Below are 23,038 nucleotides of genomic sequence, written 5' to 3' on the forward strand. Positions count from 1 at the left end.
TTGGGGCCATTTTGCACCCCTTCGCGTCAAACCGCCGCGCAGGGGTGCAAAATGGCCCCAGTAACGCTTACGGTATGTCCACCCTGAACTGCACATCACTGTTGGCAAAGCCGGCGGTTACCTGCCTATCGATCGCTTTGTAGGCAGCAGAAAACAGCATGTCGGTGGGTTTGGTGTCATACAGGGGGTACTGTTTGGAGGCTATTCCGTTGTCTACTGGTGTGCCTGTGTTGTCCTTGATGATCAAGGCCAAACCCGTAGCACCACCTGGTTCCAGAGCATACAGTGTACCGCTGGCGCCAGCGCCGCCGTAGTTCCCGGTAAAGGTCACGCGGGCATTGGCCCCTGGCAGCAGTATACAGCCACCGCCCGGTGTAAGGCGCAAGCCGAAGGCGCGGTTGGCGGCCTCGTCATCTGCTTGCTTGAATTGGGCTGTGTGCACTGTGCCCATGTAGATTCTGGAAGCAGGTAGACCTGTCGAAGGGTCGATGATTTCAATCGCACAGGTCCCGCTGCTCACCTGGCCGAAGAAGTTGATCGAGCCGCTGTTCGCAAACGCCTGTTGACTGGCCATGGCGAGCGCAAAGGCAATGACTAGAGGCTTCATGGAAATCTCCTTGATTTCTTGAGTCACAATGGCAAGCGAGCCCATAGGGCTCGCTTGCAGGTGTCGGGTGGGAGTGCTCAGGGGCTGCTGGACAGCGCCTTCTGCATCACCGGAGTAGCGACCCCGTAGTCATTGATGGTGGTAAAGGTCAACTGCAAGCCACTGAGCGATTTGATCCGGGCAAGGTCATAGACCTGCTGGCCAAACGGTGGCGCCATGGCCATGGCCTGTATAGCCTCTGTCGCACCTGCAGCGCTGACTTCCAGGCGGCCGAATGTGTAATGGAAGGGTGTCGGGTTATCGACCACCAACTGGACACGTCCAGGGCCTTGACGTACGGACCATTTTAGCTCGCCGATGCGGTCGGCGGGCCGGTCAGTCAATTGGCTGGGGCGATAGAAGAGCTTGAGGCGCGTACGCAGTGCGATATTGAGGACGTTCACATCATCAGGGCTGACCTCGGGGATTTCCTGAATATTGAGGTAGAACAGTGTTTCCCTGTCATTAGGCAGCGCGTTGGGCAGGTGGTTGATCTGCACCATCTGCTCCTTGCTCGGGTCCAGACGGAACAAACCGGGAGAGGTCGCCAGCGGGACGGGTGTGTCGGTATCGTCCGTGGCGGTGTTGACCCAGCTTTGCACCGCGTAGGGGCGAGGGCTAGGGTTGGCTATCACCACCGAGGTGCTGCGTTTGTCGCTGTCGAACACGACTCGCGTGGTGTTGACGGTCAGCGCTGCCTGAGCAGTCTGCAGGGCGGCTGCCAAGTAAATACCCAATGCGAGGCGGCGCGGGTGAATCTTCATCTGACGATACCTTCTGAATAATATGAGGAAGCCTCAGGCGGTATCAGCTCGCCTGAGGCGCGTTCTCATGGAATATCGACCAGAAATTGCACATCGGTGTTAGCCGTACCGGCCGTCACGGCGGTACCTATGGATTTGTAGGCCGCAGAGAAGATCATGGTGGTAGGGTTCGTGTCATCCAGTGGGTAATCCTTGGAGGCCAGGCCGTTATCCACGGGGGTGCCGGCATTGTCCTTGATGATCAAGGCCAGGTTGTTGGCTCCGCCTGGTTCCAACGCATACAACGTACCACCTGTGCCGGCGCCGCCATAGGCGGCAGTGAAGGTGACAGTGGCATTGCTACCAGGGGCAACGACGCAACCAGCGCCTGGGGTGATACGCATGCCGAAGGCGCGAGATGCCGCTTCATCGCCAACGGCGGTGAACTGCGAAACACTGACGTTGCCCATGTTGACGCGGGCTACCGGCAGGCCTGTCGACGGGTCGATGATTTCGATCGGGCACGTCCCGGCATGCACCTGGCCGTAGAAGTTGATCGAGCCAGTGTTGGCTAATGCGGCGTTGCTGGCCAGGCCAAGTGTTAAAGCCAGGAGAGTTTTTTTCATTAGGAGCTCCAGGTTAGCGTGTGTCAGGTGAATATTGGGTAAGGCTGCACAAGCATCGCTAAATGCGACGGTGCACAGCGTGCAAGTTTGCTTGTGGTTCGTATGTAGGAAAAATCTGAAGTCCAATTGGCTTGCGCTGATCTTCTCTCCCGGTTCTACGGCAGTTGTTCGATGGAAGGTGATGCTGTTTCCATGGTCTGTTTCATAGAGCGTGAAAGGGCCGTGCGGTTGCGTCAACTGATAGAAATAGCAGTTGCCAAACCGTTAAGGCCATGCACGCCGGGCAGCACAGTCGCACTGTGAGACTAAACTTTGTCTGGCACTGGTAAAAATGCCAGTTGATTCGATTCTTGTGGGGTGGGGTAATTGGCGCTCATACCAGGCAGGGGGCTCTGAGGTGAAAAAAATAAAAAATGATAAAGCGACTGGGGTCGGCTCTTCGTCTATGGCGCCGGAGGCGGTGTGCACAATGTTCACGAATGTATTGTGGATTAATACACTGTGGCTAACAGACGCTAATAATGATTTTCTGATTGAGTCGTTTGTTAAGACTAGGCCGCCTGCTTTAATGGGGCGCGAGGGGGCAGAGGCGTTGCTGAGGAAGTTTTCCAAAATCGAAATTCTGTCATACGGTGACGTCAGTAACAAGTTGATTCTTCATTCATCCCAAGAATTCCTCATATTTACGAAGAGACTCTCCAACTTGGGCGCGGAACAGATCCTGCGCTTGACGGAGATCAACGGCCCCTGGGTGAGATTCTCGGTCACGTTACCAATGCGAGAGTGCTACCTGCGGTACCAGGCGCAAGGTCAAAGTATGCTGAGTTTCGAATGGACGGGTGGGGCCGACTATGGCTCCTACGACACGAATGACTCAACTGTCGAGACTGCGGCGCCTCCCGAGTATATTGAATATTATGACCAGAGAAAGAAAATTGACATTGCGATCATGCCGCGCCCTGAAAGTGCGAAGCTGCAAAATCTTTATATCTATATGATTCCAGACGAAAACCGGCGCGTCCGGCATTTCGGTTTTCTGGAGCGGCCCATTGCCTATGAAAGTTTGGTAAGCGGGGTGCAGCAACCCATCGCGCCCGCAGCAGATGCAGCCTTGTTTGGCTATTTTCCAAAAGAAAATTTTCCAGAGGTGGGGGCAGGTAGAGCACCTGTGGACAGCGCATTCATTAGCGATTTGGTGACCCCACCGGGTTCGACTGAATTGGTTGGTGTAATGGATGCCGGGGGGTCGTTATTCGGCTACAGGAGGGTCTACAAGAAGTCGTTGAAGCCCGCTGAGTCGGCTACCCCAGCCGCGACGTACAAAATTTCACCGTACTCACAAGTTTTCCATGCAGGGGATGCAAAGGAGCGGCTTGGTTTCGTCAGTCTACAAATGCCTGGTGTCAATTGGAGTGTGACGGGTGATGCAGGCGGTACCCTTGTCAAAGAGGGTAATGATCACTTCTACGTACCTGCCCTCAAGCCACCCGGTGTCGTCTTCAGTGCACCGGGAGAAACCTTGATCCCAGCCGCTACCAGGGCTAGTTTTCCCCGGGTGCCAGCACGTACAGATGTGCTGACGGCGGCGGGAGATGGGATGAGAGAGTCGGTATCTTTCGTCACGACATTCGTGTATCCGACGCATTTCATCCGATTTACCCTTGCAGGCAATGCGTTGCAACTCAACTGCTGGTATTTCAACCTCGACATGGAAGAAACCGCAGTGCCGGCCGAGGATGTTGAGTGGCACATCCTTGCAGGCAACGGTGTGGTATCGGCGCAAGGTGTGTTTACGCCTGCGTCGACAGCGCCGAGCGGTGTCACGGTGGTGATGGCTCTGGATACGCGCAATGTTGTTGAGTGGCGCTTCGCGGTGACAATCATTCCGTTGCCATTGCTGTCTGTGTACGACGCGTTGCGGCTACAGCAAGCGTGACCAGGGCTGCCCGAGGCGCATCGCCCCAAACGGATGGAGTCAGTGGGGAGGGCCGGGCTGCAGGCTCAGCACCTGTTTTTCCTGGTTCCAATCGAACGGTTCATCGTTCTGCTCGGCTTCGTAACGGCGCTCTTCAAGACGTTGATACAGGTCCAGTTCGTCATCGGGCATGAAATGCAAGCAGTCGCCGCCAAAGAACCACAATAGATCTCTGGGTACAAGATGAGCGATCTGCGGGTAACGCTGGATCACCTGGCAGATCAGGTCTTGCCCCAGGTATTGACTTTTCAGCGGGTTTTGCGGCAGCAGGGTCAGTAGTTCATCGAAGCGTTCGAGGAACAGGGCGTGGCTTTCCTCGGGTACCTGCTCGGCTTCGCCCAAGGCCACCAGGATAGTACGCAGGTGGTTAAGCAGTTGCAGGTTGTAATCCAGGTGGGAATTGGCCATGGGGCGGTCCTCGGGGTGATTGAAACGAAGGCGGAGTATACGCCGGTTGGGGATGGGGAGGCAGAGCGCCCCCATCAATCAACGCACCTTGCCAGGTACTGGCAGCAATTGCTCCTTGTCGAAGGCATCCACATCGATCACTGCCCGGCGTGCCTGTTCCGCTGCGTGCAGCCGTTGCCCTTCGTCAGGCTGCAGCACACCGCTTTCGATGGCCGCACCAATCACCGACTGCCCAGGTGCCGGCCGTACCTTGCCGTCCTTGATCCCCAGGTGCAGCGCCTTGTGCAGTGGCACTGCCTCATCAAGCAAGTCGCAAGCCCGTTGCAGTGCTGCCACTGGGTCACCGTCCGCCTGTGGCCGGAAGCAGCCCGCGAGCAGCTCTTCCAGCGCTGGGTCACCCTTGCTACGCCCAATCAGCGCCGCGACCTCGGCATCCAGTTCATCGCTCGGCCCGGTATGACGACGGCCGAAGGGGAACACCAGGACCCTTAGTGCACAGCCGACAAAGCGGTTGGGGAAGTTGTCGAGTAACCTATCCAGGGCCTTTTCCGCCTGCCCCATGCTTTCTTCCATGGCCCAGCGTAGCAATGGCTGCATCTGCTCGGGCGAGCCCAAGTCGTGATAACGCTTGAGCGCCGCACTGGACAAGTACAGATAACTCAGCACATCGCCTAGCCGGGCACTCAGGCGCTCGCGGCGCTTGAGGGTGCCGCCCAGCAGCATCATCGACAGGTCCGCCAGCAATGCAAAGGCTGAGGCCTGGCGGTTCAGGGCGCGGAAGTAGCCTTGGCTGAGGGTATCGCCTGGTACGCTTTCCAGGCGGCCCAGTCCCAGATTGAACACCAGTGTGCTAGCCGCATTGCCGGCGGCGAACATGATGTGCTTCATCAACAGGTCATCGAACTCTCCTAGCGCCTGGTCGCGGTCCTCACGGTGGGCCAGAGCCATTTCCTTGAGTACGAACGGGTGGCAGCGAATGGCGCCCTGACCGAAGATCATCAGGTTGCGTGAGAGGATGTTGGCGCCCTCGACCGTGATGAAGATGGGTGCCCCTTGCCAGTTACGCCCCAGGTAGTTGTTCGGGCCCATGATGATGCCCTTACCGCCGTGCACATCCATGGCGTGCTGGATGCATTCGCGGCCGCGCTCGGTCAGGTGGTACTTGAGGATCGCCGACAGCACCGAGGGCTTCTCGCCCAGGTCTACCGCTTTGGCCGTCAGCAGGCGCGCGCTGTCCATCAGCCAGGCGTTGCCGCCGATGCGTGCCAGCGATTCCTGGATACCTTCGAATGCGGCCAGCGGCACGTTGAATTGCTCGCGGATGTTGGCGTACTGGCCGGTGACCAGGCTGGTGTACTTGGCGGCGCCGGTGCCCACGGCGGGCAGGGAGATGGAACGGCCTACCGACAGGCAGTTCATCAACATCATCCAGCCTTTGCCGAGCATGGCCTGGCCACCGATAAGGAAGCTCAGTGGCACGAACACGTCCTTGCCACTATTGGGGCCATTCATGAAGGCGGCGCCCAGCGGCAGGTGGCGTTTGCCGATGTCCACGCCGGGGGTGTCGGTAGGGATCAGCGCCAGGCTGATGCCCAGTTCTTCCTCCTCGCCCAACAGGTGGTCCGGGTCGTAGGCCTTGAATGCAAGGCCCAGCAGCGTGGCAACCGGGCCTAGGGTGATATAGCGCTTTTCCCAGTTCAGGCGCAGGCCGATGACTTCCTCGCCATGCCACTGGCCCTTGCACACCACGCCGGTGTCGGGCATGGCGCCGGCGTCTGAGCCGGCCAGAGGGCCGGTGAGTGCGAAGCAAGGAATGTCGTCGCCACGGGCCAGGCGTGGCAGGTAGTGGTCGCGTTGCTCATCGGTGCCGTAGTGCAACAGCAATTCGGCCGGGCCGAGCGAGTTGGGAACCATCACCGTGGAAGCCAGATCGCCGCTGCGGGTGGCCAGCTTCATCGCCACCTGGGAGTGTGCGTAAGCGGAAAAACCCTTGCCACCGTACTGCTTGGGGATGATCAGGGCAAAGAAGCCATTCTGTTTGATATGCGCCCAGGCCGCGGGTGGTAGGTCCATGTCCTGGCCGATCTGCCAGTCGCTGACCATGGCGCACAGTTGTTCGGTAGGGCCGTCAATGAAGGCCTGCTCTTCGTCGGTCAGCTTGGGTGCCGGGTAGGCCAGCAAGGTGCGCCAGTCGGGGCGGCCGCTGAACAGTTCGCCGTCCCACCATACGGTACCGGCGTCGATGGCTTCACGCTCGGTTTGCGACATGGGCGGCAGGGTGCGCTGGAACCAGTTGAAAACCGGGCCGGTGAACACCTTGCGGCGCCAGTCGGGCAGCGCCAACAAGGCGCCTTTGAGTGCCAGCACGAGCCAGATCAGTGCTAGCAGCCAGCCAGGAGCGCTGCTGAAAATGCCCATCAGCAGCACATAGGCGGCCATGATGCCGAGAATCTGCAAGGGTGCCAGGCGCCTGTGCGTGAGGTACGCCGCGCCTATCACCAGCACTACCAACCACAACAGCAACATAATCGGTCCTCCTTGGAACCAGGGGGCTTGAGCCGTTCCGGACAGCTTAGACGCAACGCCGGGAAAGGCAGGGTCAGAACAGTGACAGGGTGTGGCGGTGGGAGTTTCAGTCCGGTGATTGCCTGTACTGGCCCTTTCGCGGGCAAACCCGCTTCTACAGGGGGCACCGTCCCCAGATAAGGCGCGATTCTTGTAGGAGTGGGCTTGCCTGCGAAAGGGCTGGTACAGGCAACAAACCTCTGGAGTAGACTGTGCAACATCCGCATTCATAAGGACGTTGCCATGCTGAAGATCTGGGGCCGCAAGAACTCGAGCAATGTGCGCAAAGCGCTGTGGATCGCCCAGGAACTGGGCCTGGACTTCGAATCGATCGACGCCGGCGGCGCCTTCGGCGTGGTCAACGAGCCGCACTACCGCGCCCGCAATCCCAATGGCCTGGTACCCATGCTTGAAGACGGTGACCTGACCCTGTGGGAGTCCAACACCATCGTCCGCTACCTGTGCGCCGAATATGGCACCGAGCAAGGTTGGTACCTGGAAGACCCGCGCCAACGCGCTTTGGCCGACAAATGGATGGACTGGGCCACTTCATCCTTCGCCGCACCCTTCCGCCCGCTGTTCTGGGGCCTGCTGCGCACCCCCGAAGACCAGCGCGACTGGGTGGCGATCAACGCTGCGCACAAGCAGTGCGCCCAGTTGCTGGCCATTGCCGACGAAACCTTGGCCACACAGCCCTATCTTTCCGGTGACCAGATCGGCATGGGCGACATCCCACTGGGTAGCTTCGTCTATGCCTGGTTCGAAATGCCCATCAAGCGCCCGGCCATGCACCACCTGGAAGCCTGGTACGAACGCCTCAAGGCCCGCCCGGCCTACCAGGCTGCAGTAATGACTGCGCTGACCTGATCGAACACTACGGCTGTTTCGATAGTCACTATCAATACACATGACTGTACTTGTGCGGCCGCGCCTTGCACCATTGGCCGCACTCACTGCGCCAGTGACCTTATCTGGCGTGTCCTGCACCTTATTTTTCGGTAAGTGACCCGCTATGAGTTCTGCCCTGTCCATTCGACAGCTGACCAAAACCTACGGCAACGGCTTTCAGGCCCTCAAAGGCATCGACCTTGATGTCGCCGAAGGGGACTTCTTCGCCTTGCTCGGCCCCAACGGCGCCGGCAAATCCACCACCATCGGCATCCTCTCCACCTTGGTGAATAAAACCAGCGGCACGGTCAATGTGTTCGGCCACGACCTCGACCGCGAGCCCTCGGCGCTGAAGCGTTGCTTGGGCGTGGTGCCACAGGAGTTCAATTTCAACCAGTTCGAGAAGTGCTTCGACATCGTCGTGACCCAGGCTGGCTACTATGGCATCCCGCCAAAGATCGCCAAGGCGCGTGCCGAGCAGTACTTGACCCAACTGGGCCTGTGGGATAAGCGCGACGTGCCATCGCGTTCGCTGTCCGGCGGCATGAAGCGCCGGCTGATGATTGCCCGTGCGCTGATCCACGAGCCGCGTTTGCTGATTCTCGACGAGCCGACCGCCGGCGTGGACATCGAGCTGCGCCGTTCGATGTGGAGCTTCCTCACCGAGCTGAACCAGAAAGGCATCACCATCATCCTCACCACCCATTACCTGGAAGAGGCTGAGCAGCTGTGCCGTAATATCGGCATCATCGACCACGGCACCATCGTCGAGAACACCAGCATGCGCCAACTGCTGGGCAAGCTGCATGTCGAAACCTTTGTCCTCGACATCAAGCAGGGCCTGGCCACGGCGCCGGTGTTGCAGGGTTACCCGTGCCGGCTGCTGACCCCGCACACCCTGGAAGTACAGGTAGAGAAAGACATCGGCATCACCGCCCTGTTCGGCCAGTTGGCCCTGCAGAACATCGACGTGCAAAGCCTGCGCAACAAGACCAACCGACTCGAGGAGCTGTTCGTGGCCCTGGTGGAAAAAAACCTTTCGAAGGTGGCCGTATGAGCGTGGAGCTGCGTACCAACTGGGTCGCCCTGAACACCATCGTCTATCGCGAAGTGCGGCGCTTCCTGCGCATCTGGCCGCAGACCCTGTTGCCACCGGCAATCACCATGGTTCTGTATTTCGTCATTTTCGGCAACCTGATTGGCCGGCAGATTGGCGACATGGGCGGGTTCACCTACATGCAGTACATCGTGCCGGGGCTGATCATGATGTCGGTGATCACCAACTCCTATGGCAATGTGGTATCGAGCTTCTTCGGTAGCAAGTTCCAGCGCTCGATCGAAGAGCTGATGGTCTCGCCGGTATCGCCGCACACCATCCTGGTAGGTTATGTCCTAGGCGGCGTGCTGCGTGGCTTGGCGGTAGGGGTGATCGTCACCATCCTGTCGATGTTCTTCACCGACCTGCAAGTGCATCACCTGGGTGTGACTGTGGCAGTGGTACTGTTGACGGCGACCATCTTCTCCTTGCTGGGGTTCGTCAACGCGGTGTTCGCTCGCAATTTCGACGACATTTCGATCATCCCGACGTTCGTACTGACTCCGCTGACCTACCTGGGCGGCGTGTTCTACTCGATCACCCTGCTGCCACCGTTCTGGCAGACCGTATCGCTGGCCAACCCTGTGCTGCACATGGTCAATTCCTTCCGCTACGGCATTTTAGGGGTGTCGGACATCAGCATCGGCACGGCGATCACGTTCATGTTGGTGGCCACTGCCGTGCTCTACCTGTTGTGCGTGCGGCTGCTGGTCAGCGGCCGGGGGATGCGTGCCTGAAACCTTGCACCGGCATTGGCGACGACGCCACTGCCGGCCTACCCACCAGCGCCAGTACATCAGCGTACTGAAATAGCCGAGCATACCCAGCAGTACGGCGCACACGATTGAACCGAGCAGGAAGGGTTGCCAGACCGTCGACAGTTGGTCAGTGATCCACTGGAAGGTCAACGTGTCGGGCAGTGCGCGTGGTGGTACCTGCATTAGCCAGGCACCGACCATGTAGGTAACGAAGAACACCGGCGGCATGGTCAGCGGGTTGGTCAGCCACACCAGGCTGACGGCGATCGGCAGATTGCCTCGCAGCGGGATGGCCAATGCAGCGGCAAGCAGCATCTGTGCGGGCATCGGGATCAATGCGGCGAACAGGCCGACGCCCATGGCTCGCGCTACCGAATGACGGTTCAGGTGCCACAGGTTAGGGTCATGCAGCAACTTGCCGAAAAAGCGTAAGGACTTGTGTTCCCGAATACTGCTCGGGTCCGGCATGAGGCGTTTGAATAGTCGGCGCGGCATGGGGGCTCCCGGGGCGTTGACCGGGGCAGTATGCCCTGATTCCCATTCAGCCTCGTTCAGAGTTTGTGACAATTGTTGAGCAAGCAGTGCCGGCAAGTGGGCTATGCCTCAGAGGTTGATTCAGCTTCTGGAGCTCTACCTCATGCGCACAGGGATGTTGGCGCTCGCGCTTGGTCTGCTCAGTCTTTGCCTGGTACCTCAATTGCCATCGGTCGGGTGGCTGCTAATGCTTGCAGCGGGCGCCGTCGTCAGTCTGTTCACCCGGGGTTGGTTATTGGGTTTGTTCCTGCTGGGCTTCTGCTGGGCCTGTTGGTCTGCCAAGCAGGCCGTGGACGATCGTCTGGCGCCAGGGCTCGATGGTCGCACCTTGTGGCTGGAAGGGCGGGTGGCCGGACTGCCGGCGCGCACTGCGCAAGGCGTGCGTTTCGAGCTTGAAGGCGCGCATTCCCGGCGTGCCGATTTGCCGCAACGCCTGCAATTGAGCTGGTTTGACGGACCACCGCTGCGTGCCGGCGAGCAGTGGCGCCTGGCCGTCACCCTGCAGCGGCCGACCGGCCTTCTAAACCCCCACGGGCCCGATCGGGAGGCGCAGCTGCTGGCACGTCGGATCGGCGCCAGCGGAGCGGTGAAAGCCGGGCAGTTACTGACGCCCGCAGCAGTCGGGTGGCGCGATGGCCTGCGCGAGCGTCTGCTGGCGGTCGAAGCCCATGGTCGGCAAGCCGCGTTGGTGGCGTTGGTGCTTGGTGATGGAACCGGCCTGGCGCGCGAAGACTGGCAGGCGCTTCAGGCCACCGGCACCGTGCACCTGCTGGTGATTTCAGGCCAGCACATTGGCCTGGTGGCGGGTCTGCTCTATGCCGTGGTCGCGTGGTTAGCCCGCTGGGGGCTATGGCCGCCCCGGCTGCCGTGGCTGCCTTGGGCCTGTGTGCTGGCCATGAGTGCAGCGCTGGCCTACGGCTGGCTGGCCGGGGCAGGGGTGCCAGTACAGCGCGCCTGTCTGATGCTGGCCGTGGTGCTGCTGTGGCGCCTGCGCTTTCGTCACCTTGACGCGTTCCACCCCTTGTTACTTGCCTTGGTTGCCGTTTTGCTGTTCGAGCCGTTGGCGGCGCTGCTTCCAGGCTTCTGGCTGTCATTCGGCGCCGTGGCCACGCTCATCTACAGCTTCAGTGCTCGGCTAGGGGCCTGGCGACCCTGGCAGGCATGGACGCGAGCGCAGTGGGTCATCGCCGTCGGGTTGCTCCCGGTGCTGCTGGCCGTGGGCTTGCCGGTGAGCCTGAGTGCCCCGTTGGCCAACCTGGTGGCGGTGCCGTGGGTGAGCCTGGCGGTATTGCCGCTGGCGCTGTTGGGCACTTTGTTGCTGCCGCTGGGCGACGCAGGTGAGGCATTGCTGTGGCTGGCAGGCGGCCTGCTGGATGTCTTGTTTCGCGCGCTAGCACTGGTCGCCCAGCAGCGCCCGGCATGGGTGCCTCCGGCACCGCCGTTGTGGGCCTGGCTGCTGGTATGCCTGGGCGCACTGCTGCTGTTGCTGCCACGGGGTGTGCCGCTGCGTGGGTTGGGCGCGGTGATGCTTTTGGCGCTCTGGGTGCCTCGGGAGCCGGTCTCGCACGGCCAGGTCGAGGTCTGGCAGCTGGACGTGGGCCAAGGCTTGGCGGTGTTGCTGCGCACCCGGCAGCACAGTCTGCTGTATGACGCCGGGCCGGCCAGGGGCGAAAACGATCTGGGTGAGCGGGTCGTGTTGCCCACCTTGCGCAAGTTGGGGGTCGACAGCCTGGATGTGCTGCTGGTCAGTCACGCCCATGCCGATCACGCCGGCGGTGCAGGTGCGATCCAGCGCGGGCTGCCGGTCAGACGGGCGATTGGCGGTGAGCCGCTGGAAGAGGTTCAGTTACAGCCTTGCGTCAGTGGCGAGTCCTGGGAGTGGGACGGGGTTCGCTTTTCCCTGTGGCGCTGGGCGGATGCGCGCACCAGCAATGACCGCTCCTGCGTGTTGCTGGTCGAGGCGTCGGGGGAGCGGTTGCTGCTGGCCGGTGACATGGAGGCGGGAGCCGAACGTGCGTGGCTGGCTGCCATGGATTCACCACGCATCGACTGGCTGCAGTCGCCGCACCACGGTAGCCGCAGTTCGTCGACCGAAGCTTTCATCCGCGCTGCGGCCCCGCGTGGGGTACTGATTTCCCGCGGGCGCAACAACAGCTTCGGGCATCCCCATGCACAGGTGGTCGAACGCTATCGCAGGCATGGCATGACCCTGCACGACACGGCAGTGGAGGGGGCGTTGCGTCTGGTGCTCGGTGCGCAAGCCGGGGTCGAGGGTATGCGCAGCCAGCGCCGCTTCTGGCGTGACGTCAGGGATGGTTAATGCTGATGAGCGCCTGCCGCGCCTATGGTAAAGTGGCGACCTTTTCCAGAGGGCTTCTACTGTGTGGGAATTGGTCAAGTCCGGCGGTTGGATGATGCTGCCGATCATTCTGAGTTCCATCGCCGCCATGGCTATCGTTGTCGAGCGCCTGTGGACCCTGCGCGCCAGTCGCGTCAGCCCGCCCCACCTGCTGGGCCAGGTGTGGATGTGGATCAAGGACAAGCAACTGACCAGTGACAAGCTCAAGGCTCTGCGTGCCGACTCGCCCTTGGGCGAAATCCTCGCGGCGGGGCTGGCCAACTCGCGTCATGGTCGCGAAATCATGAAAGAGTGCATCGAGGAAGCCGCCTCACGCGTTATCCACGAGCTCGAGCGCTACATCGGCACGCTGGGCACCATCGCCGCCATGGCGCCGCTGCTGGGCCTGCTGGGCACCGTGCTGGGCATGATCGACATCTTCAGCGCGTTCATGGGGTCGCAGATGACCGCCAACGCCGCGGTGCTGGCGGGTGGCATTTCTAAGGCGCTGGTAACCACGGCGGCCGGGCTGATGGTGGGTATCCCGGCGGTGTTCTTCCACCGCTTTCTGCTGCGCCGTATCGACGAGCTGGTGGTCGGTATGGAGCAGGAGGCAATCAAGCTGGTGGAAGTGATTCAGGGTGACCGTGAGGTGGAAGTGGCTGGAGGCAAGGCGTGAAGTTTCGGCGCAATCGCCAGCGCGAGAATATCGACATCAACCTGGCGTCGTTGATCGACGTGGTGTTCGTGCTGTTGCTGTTCTTCGTGGTCACCACCACGTTCACCCGCGAAACCCAGCTACGCGTCGAGTTGCCCGAAGCGGCCAGCGCCGAGCGGGCACCGGGCGATGAGGGCAAGCTGGTAGAAATCACCATCAGTGCCGATGGGGTGTACTCGGTCAACAACCATCTGCTGCCCAAGAGCGATCTGGCCACCCTCAGCGAGGCCATCGAGCGTGAATCAGGTGGCGACAACAAGCTGCCCCTGGCCATCAGTGCCGATGGCAAGACCCCGCACCAGGCTGTGGTCACCGCAATGGATGCTGCCGGCAAGCTCGGCTTCAGCCAATTGCGCATGACCACCGTCGAGGCGGCCCAGAGCACACCTTGATGACACTAGCCGATCGCCTGCTTGCTGCCTGGTACACCGGCCATCCGGCACTGGCATTGCTGCGTCCGCTGGAAGCGCTGTACCGCTGGGTGGTCAAACGCAAGCGCAGGCGTTTTCTCAACGACGAGCGCGCTAGCTATCGCGCTCCGGTGCCCGTCATCGTGGTGGGAAACATCACTGTCGGCGGTACCGGCAAGACTCCTATGATTCTCTGGCTGATCGAGCACTGCCGCCAGCGGGGGTTGAGGGTGGGAGTGGTCAGCCGTGGCTATGGCGCCAAGCCGCCGCAGTTCCCTTGGCGGGTGACGGCCGATCAGGCGGCCGAACAGGCAGGCGACGAGCCGCTGTTGATCGTGCAACGTACCGGTGTGCCGCTGATGATCGATCCGGACCGCGCACGTGCGGTGCAGGCCCTGCTGGTCAGCGAACCCCTGGACTTGATTCTGTGTGACGACGGCATGCAGCACTACCGCCTGGCGCGAGACCTGGAATTGGTATTGATCGACGCAGCCCGCGGCCTGGGCAATCGCCGATGCCTACCGGCCGGCCCCTTGCGCGAGCCTGTCGAGCGTCTGAATGCGGCCGACGCAGTATTGTTCAATGGTGCAGCACTAGACAGTGCCGAGGGCTTTGGTTTTCGCCTGCAACCCAGCGCGTTGGTCAACCTGCGCACGGGCGAGCGCCGTGCACTCGACCATTTTCCCGCAGGCCAGCGCCTGCATGCGGTGGCCGGCATTGGTAACCCTCAGCGTTTTTTCAATACCTTGCAGGGCCTAGGCTGGCAGCCGCTGCCGCATCCCTTTGCAGACCACGCGCAATTCAATGCCCGAAACCTTGCCTTCACACCGTCACTGCCGCTCATCATGACCGAGAAGGATGCGGTGAAGTGCCGCTCTTTTGCCGCCGAGAACTGGTGGTACCTGGCTGTAGAAGCACAACCCACGCCGGCATTTGGCACTTGGTTCGACCTGCAGTTGCAACGTTTGCTACCCAAGCCCTGATCCCGTTTTCAATTTCGGCCTTCTGGCCTAGAGGAAGCCTTCAATGGACACCAAACTGCTCGATATCCTGGCCTGCCCGATCACCAAGGGCCCGCTCAAGCTCAGCGCCGACAAGACCGAGCTGATCAGCAAGGGCGCCGGCCTTGCCTATCCCATTCGCGACGGTATCCCGGTGATGCTGGAAAGCGAGGCACGTACCCTGACCGATGATGAGCGCCTGGACAAATGAACCTGGACTTCACCGTCGTCATTCCAGCCCGTCTGCGCTCCACACGCCTGCCAGGCAAGCCCCTGCTGCCCATCGCCGGTAAACCAATGGTGCAACACGTATGGGAACAGGCGCGCAGGAGTGCCGCCAGTCGCGTTGTCATTGCAACCGACGATGCCAGTATCTTTGAGGCTTGCCAGGCATTTGGCGCTGAGGTGCTGATGACCCGCGTGGACCATGAGTCCGGCACCGACCGTCTGGCCGAAGTGGCCGTGCAGCTTGGCCTGCCCAGCGAGGCCATCGTGGTCAATGTGCAAGGTGACGAGCCGCTGATCCCGCCGGTGATCATCGACCAAGTGGCCGCCAACCTGGCGGCTAATCCGCACGCCGGTATCGCGACTTTGGCCGAGCCCATCCATGAGCCGCAAGCGGTGTTCAACCCCAACGCAGTCAAGGTAGTGAGCGACAAGAACGGCCTGGCCCTGAGCTTTAGCCGTGCGCCGCTGCCGTGGGCGCGCGATGCGTTTGCCAAAGGTCAGGAGCTGCCGCCCGGTGTGCCTTACCGCCGCCATATTGGCATGTACGCCTACCGGGTTGGTTTCCTCCATGATTTCGTCGGTTGGGGCCCATGCTGGCTGGAGCAGACCGAAGCGCTGGAGCAGCTGCGTGCGTTGTGGCACGGCGTGCGGATCCATGTGGAGGATGCCATCGAGGCACCCGCCGTGGGCGTGGACACCCCTGAAGACCTGGAGCGCGTACGGCGCTTGCTGGAGGCCTGATGCGCGTTCTGTTCGTGTGCCTGGGCAACATCTGCCGCTCGCCGACTGCCGAAGGCGTGCTGCGTCATCAACTGCAGGCCGCCGGGCTTGCCGATCAGGTGCAGGTGGCCTCGGCCGGCACGGGCGACTGGCACGTTGGCAAGGCGCCCGACGGGCGCACCCTCAAGGCCGCACTGGCACGTGGCTACGACCTGTCGGAGCAGCGCGCCCAGCAGGTCAAGGTGGGGCACTTTGCCGAGTTCGACCTGGTACTGGCAATGGATCAGAGCAACCTGCGCGATTTGCGTGCTCTGCGCCCGCATGCGGCGATAGGCGAGCTCGACCTGTTTTTGCGCCGCTACGGTTCTGCGCTCGATGAAGTTCCAGACCCGTACTATGGCGGTGCCGATGGTTTCGAGCAGGTGCTCGACCTGATCGAAGCCGCCTGCCAAGCGCTGGTCGTGGAAATCAAGGGGCGGTTATGACGGGGCAATGGCAAGAGCAGGTCTCGCTCAAGCCGTACAACACGTTTGGCATCGACGTGAAAGCGCGCTACTTCAGCCAAGCCAAAGACGACCTGCAGGTGCGTCAGGCGCTGGACGCTGCGCAGCAGCAGGGTATACCCGTGCTGGTGATCGGCGGGGGAAGCAACCTGCTGCTAACCCGCGATGTCGATGCCCTGGTGCTGCACGTCTCAAGCCAGGGCCGCCACGTGGTCAGTGACGATGGTGAGCGCGTTTTGGTCGAGGCCGAGGCGGGTGAGGCCTGGCACCCGTTCGTGCAGTGGACGCTCGCGCAGGGCTTTTGCGGGCTGGAGAACCTCAGCCTGATTCCCGGCACAGTGGGTGCTGCCCCCATGCAGAACGTGGGCGCTTATGGCGTAGAGATCAAGGATGTCTTCGCCGGCCTGACCGCGTTGGACCGCAAGACGGGTGACGTCTGTGACTTCGCCTTGGCCGACTGCGCGTTCGGCTACCGTGACAGCGTGTTCAAGCGTAACCCTGGTCGCTGGCTGATCCTGCGTGTGCGCTTCGCCTTGAGTCGCACCTTGCAGGCGCGCTTGGACTACGGCCCGGTGCGTCAGCGCCTGGCCGAGCAGGGCACTACCGCGCTCACTGCGCAGGCCATCAGCGATGCCATCTGCAGCATTCGTCGTGAAAAATTGCCTGATCCGGCCGAGCTGGGTAATGCCGGGAGCTTTTTCAAGAACCCTGTGGTTGCGGCGCAGGTGTTTGAGCGTATCCGTACGCAACATCCAGGTGTCATTGCTTACCCGCAGGCCGATGGCCAGGTGAAGCTGGCAGCAGGCTGGCTGATCGAACAGGCGGGCTGGAAGGGCTATCGAGAAGGCGATGCCGGGGTGCATCGCCTGCAATCGCTGGTGCTGGTCAACTATGGCCAGGCGAGCGGGGCGCAAATGCATGCCCTGGCGCGGCGGATCCAGGTCGACATCCTTGAGCGGTTCGGGGTTGAGCTGGAGATGGAGCCCAATCTTTATTGATACTGCCTACGGCAACTTCCTAGGCGCCGTGTCCGCCGACCACGGTAAACGCCCGACCAAGAAAAAGCCCCGCCAGTTCGCACTGGCGGGGCTTTTTCATTCAGCCTTGGCTATCAACCCTGGTAGGTTTTTGGCTCGTCGGCGGTCTCTGGTGTTGGCTCGTCGGTAGCAGCGCCAGCCTGAGCGGCTTTGGCGGCAGCTTCGGCTTCACGCTTGCGGCGACGCACTTCACGTGGATCGTTTGGTGCGCGGCCGTTGGACAGCATGACGGTGGCAGGCTCTGCCGCGGCAGCTGGGGCTGGCTCAGGCTCAGGCGCAACCGTTTCAGGCGCGGCCAAAACCTCTGGCTGGGCCTCTACCGCCGGGGCAGGCTGTTCGGCAACCGGGGCGACCTCGATCACAGAGGGTGCCTGCTCGATTTCGCCGGCTTCGATGGCCGGGGCTTCTGCAGGCACTTCGGTGATCAGCGCTTCGGGTGCCTGAACGTCTGCCGGGGCTTCAACGACTGAGGTTTCGGTGGTCGCGGCTGGCTCAGCAACGGGCGCCTGTTCGATTACCGGCTGCGGGGCGACTTCGACCACTGGCACGGCCGAGGCCTCGACAAATGGCGCTGGCTCGCTGATCGGTTGCTCGACCACTGGGGCCACGGCGACCGCTTCTGCTGGAACTACAGTTTCAGCTTGCTTGGCCGGTTGAGCGATTTCGCTGCTGTCGGTTGGGGCAACAGCGGCGACTTCGGCGGTAGCGCGCTCGGCCTGCTGATTGGCCTGGGCTTCGGCGTCGGTGCTGATGTTGCTGGTTGCAACCGCAGCGGTCACCGCAATACCTGCGGCCAGCTCTGCGCCCAGCTCGGTGGCCTGGCGCTGTTGAGGCTGCTCTTCGCTGCCTTCTTCTTCGCCGTCGATCAGCTCACCGTTGGCGTTGCGCTGGCGCTCGCGACGGTTGCTGCGGCGACGCTGGCCACGCGACCGGCGGCGCGGACGCTCGCCATCGTTGCCGTCCTGCTCGTCCTGTAGCTGCTCTTCGTTCGGCAGTTGCTCTTCGGCCATTTCGGCAGCGTGTTCGGCAGCTTCCTCGGCCGCGCGTGGCTGACGTTCTTCACGAGGTTGGCGCGGGGCGCGTTCTTCCCGGGCGGCACGCTCTTCGCGAGGCGCTCGGTCTTCACGTGGTGCACGTTCTTCGCGAGGCGCGCGTTCTTCACGCGGAGCACGTTCTTCGCGAGGTGCGCGGTCTTCACGCGGAGCACGTTCCTCGCGAGGTGCGCGGTCTTCACGCGGAGCACGCTCTTCGCGAGGTGCGCGGTCTTCACGTGGAGCCCGTTCTTCGCGAGGCGCACGCTCTTCACGTGGGGTACGTTCTTCGCGAGCTACACGTTCTTCACGGGGCTGACGCTCCTCGCGTTCTACTGGCGGCGTGGCGTCCAGCGGCTCGCGCAGTTCACGCACGCGCTCTTCGCCACGGTTGCCGCGACGGTCCTCGCGAGACTGGCGTGGTGCACGCTCTTCGCGCGGGGCACGTTCTTCTCGTGGGGCACGTTCTTCACGCGCAGCACGCTCCTCGCGTGGCTGGCGATCCTCGCGCGGGGTACGTTCGGCACGTTCTTCACGCGGCTTGCGCTCTTCATCGCGGCGACCGTTGCGGTTACGGCTCTGCTGCCGTCCGTTACGGCGTTCCTCGTTACGCGGGCTGCGTTCGGTAGTCGGCTTTTCCGCAGCAGGGGCGACAGGGGCGGCAGCAGGTTCTTCCTTGCCAGCGAACAGGCTCACCAGCGACTTCACCAGGCCCTTGAACAGGCTTGCCTCCGGGGCGCTTGGGGCAGGGGCGGCGGCTGGCGCAGGCTGTGGCTCCTCGCTGGCTGGCACGGGTGCATTCGCACGGGCCGGTGCGGTTTTCACGGCGGCTTCCTGGCGAACCAGGGTGCGGGTGGCGGTTGGCTGTGGCGCTTCTTCGGTCTCGCTGGCAGCGATTTCGTAGCTGGACTGGTTGTTCAACACCTCGGGATTGTCGTCGCGCAGGCGCTGGACTTCGAAGTGTGGGGTTTCCAGGTGATCGTTTGGCAGGATGATGATGCGCGCACGGGTGCGCAGCTCGATCTTGGTGATGGAGTTGCGCTTCTCGTTGAGCAGGAAGGCGGCCACCGGGATCGGCACCTGGGCGCGGACTTCGGCAGTGCGATCCTTCAGCGCCTCTTCTTCGATCAGGCGCAGGATAGCCAGCGACAGCGATTCCACGTCACGGATGATGCCGGTGCCCGAGCAGCGCGGGCAGACGATGCCGCTGCTTTCGCCCAGCGACGGACGCAGGCGTTGACGGGACATTTCCAGCAGGCCGAAGCGCGAGATGCGGCCAACCTGCACGCGAGCGCGGTCGGCCTCAAGGCATTCACGCACACGCTCTTCCACGGCGCGCTGGTTCTTGGCAGGGGTCATGTCGATGAAGTCGATGACGATCAGGCCGCCGATGTCGCGCAGACGCAGCTGACGGGCGATTTCCTCAGCCGCTTCCAGGTTGGTCTGCAGGGCGGTTTCCTCGATGTCGCTGCCCTTGGTGGCGCGCGCCGAGTTGATGTCGATGGACACCAGCGCTTCGGTCGGATCGATCACGATCGAACCGCCCGATGGCAGCTCGACCACGCGCTGGAAAGCGGTCTCGATCTGGCTTTCGATCTGGAAGCGGTTGAACAGCGGGACGCTGTCTTCGTATAGCTTGACCTTGCTGGCGTATTGCGGCATGACCTGGCGAATGAAGGTCAGGGCTTCTTCCTGGGCATCAATGCTGTCGATCAGCACTTCGCCGATGTCCTGGCGCAGGTAGTCGCGGATGGCGCGGATGATGACGTTGCTTTCCTGGTAGATCAGGAACGGCGCGGCGCGGTCCAGCGAAGCTTCCTTGATGGCGGTCCACAGCTGCAGCAGGTAGTCCAGGTCCCACTGCATCTCTTCGCTGCTGCGGCCAAGGCCCGCGGTGCGAACGATCAGGCCCATGTCGCCTGGTACGGTCAGGCCATTGAGCGCTTCGCGCAACTCGTTGCGCTCTTCACCTTCGATGCGACGGGAAATGCCACCGGCGCGCGGGTTGTTGGGCATCAGCACCAGGTAGCGGCCGGCCAGGCTGATGAAGGTGGTGAGGGCCGCGCCTTTGTTGCCGCGCTCTTCCTTCTCGACCTGGACGATGACTTCCTGGCCTTCGCTGAGCACTTCCTTGATGTTGACGCGGCCTTCAGGGGCCTTCTTGAAGTATTCGCGGGAGATTTCTTTCAACGGCAGGAAGCCGTGACGTTCGGAGCCGAAGTCGACGAAGGCGGCTTCGAGGCTGGGTTCGATGCGAGTGATCTTGCCTTTGTAGATGTTGGCCTTTTTCTGCTCTCGTGCACCGGATTCGATATCCAGGTCGTAGAGGCGTTGGCCGTCCACCAGGGCTACGCGCAACTCTTCGGGTTGAGTGGCGTTAATCAGCATTCTTTTCATGTTGTACCGTCGGTTTCCGGGCTGCCGGAAACGGCGTTCGGCACACACGACGTCTCATGGTCGGTGCCAAGGTGCGCAAAGGGTGATTAACCACCCCCGTGTCGAGCAACGTTCGGCACCAGCCGGTTGCCCAGCCTGCCGTTGTCGCGACGACGCGTCCTGTTTTGCTGCGGTGCCAACAAGGCCCCGGAGGCTTCGAATTGTTATCCGAATCAACCAAGCGGGCCTGGTGCACTCAGTCAGGAGGAGGAATCAACCTTCAGCCGTGGACGCCCAGGGGCATCTGTTCAGGACCTTATCCGCTCGCCAGCCGTACGATGGGGCTGGTGGCCGGACGCGGTGCTACACGGTCCGAGGGCTGTGCATCTCCACCCTGCACGTATCCCTGATAATTCGGGTGCTGCCGCGCGCTGAATCCGCAACGGGTTGCATTTTTCGCCAGCGCGATTCTGCGCTGGCGCCATTCATGTCCAAGGCAGGTATTTCCGAGGCATTCGCCATGGGTTGCGTGGAAGCGACGGGCGGGCAGAGGTACTGCGAAAAGAAGCGTGTAAGCAGGTTGGACACCGCACTTGTCGTTTATTTTCGGTCTTCTCTACACGGCGCTGGTGGCGATTCCAGGCAATTCGGTAAACTGGCGAACCCCCGTAGGACGGCCTCGCGTCCTGGAGAATTGCGAAGGTCAGTGACTGGCGCACAGCCTGATTCCACTGGCCTGCCGCTTATGGCGGCGTTCGCGACTATAGCAGCAATGATTAAGTGCTTCAATTCCATAAAAATTGTATGATTGCGCCATGACAACCAATACCTCTCCGACTTCCGGCGTTCAGCTGATTGAAGTCGCGCCGGAACTTGCCGGCCAGCGTATCGACAACTTTCTCATCACAGCCCTCAAGGGTGTGCCCAAGACCTTGGTCTATCGCATCCTGCGCAAGGGCGAGGTGCGGGTGAACAAGGGTCGGGTCAAGCCCGAGTACAAGATCCAGGCGGGCGACATCGTGCGGGTGCCGCCCGTGCGACTGCCTGAGCGCGACGAGCCGGCCCCGGTGGCCCAGGGGCTGCTACAGCGGCTCGAAGCTGCCATCGTTCACGAAGACAAGGCGTTGATCGTGATGAACAAGCCTGCCGGGATCGCCGTGCATGGCGGTAGCGGGCTGAGCTTCGGCGTGATCGAGGCGCTGCGTCAGTTGCGCCCCGATGCCAAGGAGCTGGAGCTGGTGCATCGCCTGGACCGGGACACCTCGGGCCTGCTGATGATTGCCAAGAAGCGCAGCATGCTGCGCCACCTGCATGCTGCGCTGCGCGGGGATGGCGTGGACAAGCGCTATATGGCCCTGGTGCGCGGTCACTGGCCAACCGCGAAGAAGCAAGTTAATGCACCGCTGCTCAAGAGCAACCTGCGCTCAGGCGAGCGTATGGTCGAAGTCAATGACGAAGGTAAGGAAGCGCTGACCCTGTTCCGTGTGCTGCGCCGCTTCGGCGACTTCGCCACCCTCGTGGAGGCGCGCCCGATCACGGGCCGTACTCACCAGATTCGTGTGCATGCCCTGCATGCCGGGCACATGATCGCGGGGGACAGCAAGTATGGCGACGAGGATTTCAGTCGCGAAATCCGCGACCTGGGCGGCAAGCGGCTTTTCCTGCACGCCTACGCACTGACGGTGCCGCTTCCGGACGGTGGGGAGCTCAAGCTGGAGGCGCCCGTGGATGAAATGTGGGCCAAGACCGTGGAGCGTTTGAGTGCGCCGTGACTACACGCTGCTGATCTTCGACTGGGACGGTACCCTGGCCGACTCCGTCGGGCGCATCGTCGAGGCCATGCAGGTCGCTGCCAAGCGTGCCGGCCAAGCGCCCATTCAGGAACAGGCCATCAAGGGGATCATCGGGCTGTCGCTGGCTGAGGCGATCCACACCCTTTATCCGCACCTGACGCATGAGCAGGTGGAGCGGTTTCGTCAGCATTATGCCGATGTCTACACGGCACTCGATCAGCAGCCTTCGCCGCTGTTCGACGGCGTCGCCGAATCGCTGGCCGCCTTTCGCGCCGAGGGCTATCGAATGGCGGTGGCTACCGGCAAGGCGCGCCGCGGCCTCGACAGAGTGCTCAAGGCCAATGGCCTTGAGCGGTTTTTCGATATCACGCGTGCGGCGGATGAGACGCGCGGCAAGCCGCACCCCTTGATGCTCGAACAAATACTTGACCACTGCGGTGTCGAACCGGGTCGTGCGCTGATGGTCGGAGATTCTGCGTTCGATCTGCAGATGGCCAGCAACGCGGGGATGCACTGCGTGGCCGTGGGTTATGGCGCGATGTCACTCCAGGCGCTGGCCGAGTTCGGGCCACAGGTTTGCATCGATCACTTTGGCCAGCTGCGTCAGTGGCTGTCCGGTTCCACAGGTTCATTTTCGAGGTAGG

Annotated in this window: 21 protein-coding genes; 14 read left to right on the forward strand and 7 right to left on the reverse strand. The window is 61.8% G+C overall.

Annotated elements, in window-relative coordinates:
* Positions 1–67: 67 nt before the first annotated feature.
* From B2J77_RS06305 to B2J77_RS06315, 3 genes are all read right to left on the reverse strand, one after another.
* Positions 68–652, reverse strand: a complete 585-nt coding sequence (locus B2J77_RS06305; RefSeq protein WP_228385165.1) for a fimbrial protein — start codon at positions 650–652, stop codon at positions 68–70.
* 32 nt (positions 653–684) lie between these two features.
* A complete protein-coding gene (locus B2J77_RS06310; protein ID WP_058637716.1) occupies positions 685–1,410 on the reverse strand; it encodes a molecular chaperone in 726 nt (241 codons plus the stop codon).
* Positions 1,411–1,475: 65 nt separating this feature from the next.
* Positions 1,476–2,015, reverse strand: a complete 540-nt coding sequence (locus B2J77_RS06315) for a fimbrial protein (protein WP_058637715.1) — start codon at positions 2,013–2,015, stop codon at positions 1,476–1,478.
* A 469-nt stretch (positions 2,016–2,484) separates the two neighbouring features.
* Here B2J77_RS06315 and B2J77_RS06320 point away from each other — a divergent pair, with 469 nt between their 5' ends.
* Complete coding sequence (locus tag B2J77_RS06320) at positions 2,485–3,951, forward strand: hypothetical protein (RefSeq protein WP_153302489.1); 1,467 nt, start codon at positions 2,485–2,487, stop codon at positions 3,949–3,951.
* Positions 3,952–3,990: 39 nt separating this feature from the next.
* Here the strand turns inward: B2J77_RS06320 and B2J77_RS06325 are convergent, their stop codons facing one another.
* On the reverse strand, positions 3,991–4,398 hold the full coding sequence (locus B2J77_RS06325; protein WP_058637713.1) for a PA2817 family protein: 408 nt from the start codon (positions 4,396–4,398) through the stop codon (positions 3,991–3,993).
* A 78-nt stretch (positions 4,399–4,476) separates the two neighbouring features.
* On the reverse strand, positions 4,477–6,924 hold the full coding sequence (locus tag B2J77_RS06330) for an acyl-CoA dehydrogenase (RefSeq protein WP_058637712.1): 2,448 nt from the start codon (positions 6,922–6,924) through the stop codon (positions 4,477–4,479).
* A gap of 282 nt (positions 6,925–7,206) precedes the next feature.
* On the opposite strand from B2J77_RS06330, the gene B2J77_RS06335 reads away from it, so the two are divergent.
* The 3 genes from B2J77_RS06335 to B2J77_RS06345 all read left to right on the forward strand — a co-directional run bounded on the left by B2J77_RS06335 (position 7,207) and on the right by B2J77_RS06345 (position 9,684).
* The gene (locus B2J77_RS06335; RefSeq protein ID WP_058637711.1) at positions 7,207–7,830 is read left to right on the forward strand and encodes a glutathione S-transferase; all 624 of its coding nucleotides are present in this window, start codon (positions 7,207–7,209) and stop codon (positions 7,828–7,830) included.
* Positions 7,831–7,975: 145 nt separating this feature from the next.
* Positions 7,976–8,908: an ABC transporter ATP-binding protein gene (locus tag B2J77_RS06340; RefSeq protein ID WP_058605758.1), complete on the forward strand. Its 933-nt coding sequence runs from the start codon at positions 7,976–7,978 to the stop codon at positions 8,906–8,908.
* Positions 8,905–9,684, forward strand: a complete 780-nt coding sequence (locus B2J77_RS06345) for an ABC transporter permease (protein WP_058637710.1) — start codon at positions 8,905–8,907, stop codon at positions 9,682–9,684. The genes B2J77_RS06340 and B2J77_RS06345 overlap by 4 nt, the downstream gene beginning before the upstream one ends.
* Here the strand turns inward: B2J77_RS06345 and B2J77_RS06350 are convergent.
* Positions 9,568–10,200: a DUF2062 domain-containing protein gene (locus tag B2J77_RS06350; RefSeq protein WP_153302490.1), complete on the reverse strand. Its 633-nt coding sequence runs from the start codon at positions 10,198–10,200 to the stop codon at positions 9,568–9,570. The genes B2J77_RS06345 and B2J77_RS06350 overlap by 117 nt on opposite strands.
* A gap of 142 nt (positions 10,201–10,342) precedes the next feature.
* On the opposite strand from B2J77_RS06350, the gene B2J77_RS06355 reads away from it, so the two are divergent.
* The 8 genes from B2J77_RS06355 to murB all read left to right on the forward strand — a co-directional run bounded on the left by B2J77_RS06355 (position 10,343) and on the right by murB (position 17,155).
* Complete coding sequence (locus tag B2J77_RS06355) at positions 10,343–12,559, forward strand: DNA internalization-related competence protein ComEC/Rec2 (RefSeq protein WP_078478207.1); 2,217 nt, start codon at positions 10,343–10,345, stop codon at positions 12,557–12,559.
* A 61-nt stretch (positions 12,560–12,620) separates the two neighbouring features.
* Positions 12,621–13,256 carry a MotA/TolQ/ExbB proton channel family protein gene (locus B2J77_RS06360; RefSeq protein WP_058637708.1) on the forward strand — a complete coding sequence of 212 codons (636 nt, stop codon included), beginning with the start codon at positions 12,621–12,623 and terminating at the stop codon, positions 13,254–13,256.
* Positions 13,253–13,687, forward strand: coding sequence for an ExbD/TolR family protein (locus B2J77_RS06365; RefSeq protein WP_058605755.1), 435 nt, complete (start codon positions 13,253–13,255; stop codon positions 13,685–13,687). Before B2J77_RS06360 ends, B2J77_RS06365 begins: the two co-directional genes overlap by 4 nt.
* A complete protein-coding gene (gene lpxK / locus B2J77_RS06370) occupies positions 13,687–14,688 on the forward strand; it encodes a tetraacyldisaccharide 4'-kinase (RefSeq protein WP_078478208.1) in 1,002 nt (333 codons plus the stop codon). Before B2J77_RS06365 ends, lpxK begins: the two co-directional genes overlap by 1 nt.
* A gap of 43 nt (positions 14,689–14,731) precedes the next feature.
* A complete protein-coding gene (locus B2J77_RS06375) occupies positions 14,732–14,917 on the forward strand; it encodes a Trm112 family protein (protein WP_003247142.1) in 186 nt (61 codons plus the stop codon).
* Positions 14,914–15,675: a 3-deoxy-manno-octulosonate cytidylyltransferase gene (gene kdsB, locus B2J77_RS06380; RefSeq protein WP_058637706.1), complete on the forward strand. Its 762-nt coding sequence runs from the start codon at positions 14,914–14,916 to the stop codon at positions 15,673–15,675. Before B2J77_RS06375 ends, kdsB begins: the two co-directional genes overlap by 4 nt.
* On the forward strand, positions 15,675–16,139 hold the full coding sequence (locus B2J77_RS06385) for a low molecular weight protein-tyrosine-phosphatase (RefSeq protein WP_078478209.1): 465 nt from the start codon (positions 15,675–15,677) through the stop codon (positions 16,137–16,139). Before kdsB ends, B2J77_RS06385 begins: the two co-directional genes overlap by 1 nt.
* Complete coding sequence (gene murB, locus B2J77_RS06390) at positions 16,136–17,155, forward strand: UDP-N-acetylmuramate dehydrogenase (protein WP_078478210.1); 1,020 nt, start codon at positions 16,136–16,138, stop codon at positions 17,153–17,155. The genes B2J77_RS06385 and murB overlap by 4 nt, the downstream gene beginning before the upstream one ends.
* A 113-nt stretch (positions 17,156–17,268) precedes the next feature.
* On the opposite strand, the gene rne is transcribed toward murB, so the two are convergent.
* Complete coding sequence (rne, locus tag B2J77_RS06395) at positions 17,269–20,622, reverse strand: ribonuclease E (RefSeq protein WP_058637703.1); 3,354 nt, start codon at positions 20,620–20,622, stop codon at positions 17,269–17,271.
* A gap of 794 nt (positions 20,623–21,416) precedes the next feature.
* On the opposite strand from rne, the gene rluC reads away from it, so the two are divergent.
* Both rluC and B2J77_RS06410 read left to right on the forward strand, forming a co-directional pair.
* Positions 21,417–22,373 carry a 23S rRNA pseudouridine(955/2504/2580) synthase RluC gene (rluC, locus tag B2J77_RS06405; protein WP_058605749.1) on the forward strand — a complete coding sequence of 319 codons (957 nt, stop codon included), beginning with the start codon at positions 21,417–21,419 and terminating at the stop codon, positions 22,371–22,373.
* On the forward strand, positions 22,363–23,037 hold the full coding sequence (locus B2J77_RS06410) for an HAD family hydrolase (RefSeq protein WP_058637702.1): 675 nt from the start codon (positions 22,363–22,365) through the stop codon (positions 23,035–23,037). Before rluC ends, B2J77_RS06410 begins: the two co-directional genes overlap by 11 nt.
* Position 23,038: the final 1 nt, after the last annotated feature.

It is taken from the genome of Pseudomonas parafulva (assembly GCF_002021815.1).
Lineage (GTDB): Bacteria > Pseudomonadota > Gammaproteobacteria > Pseudomonadales > Pseudomonadaceae > Aquipseudomonas > Aquipseudomonas parafulva_B.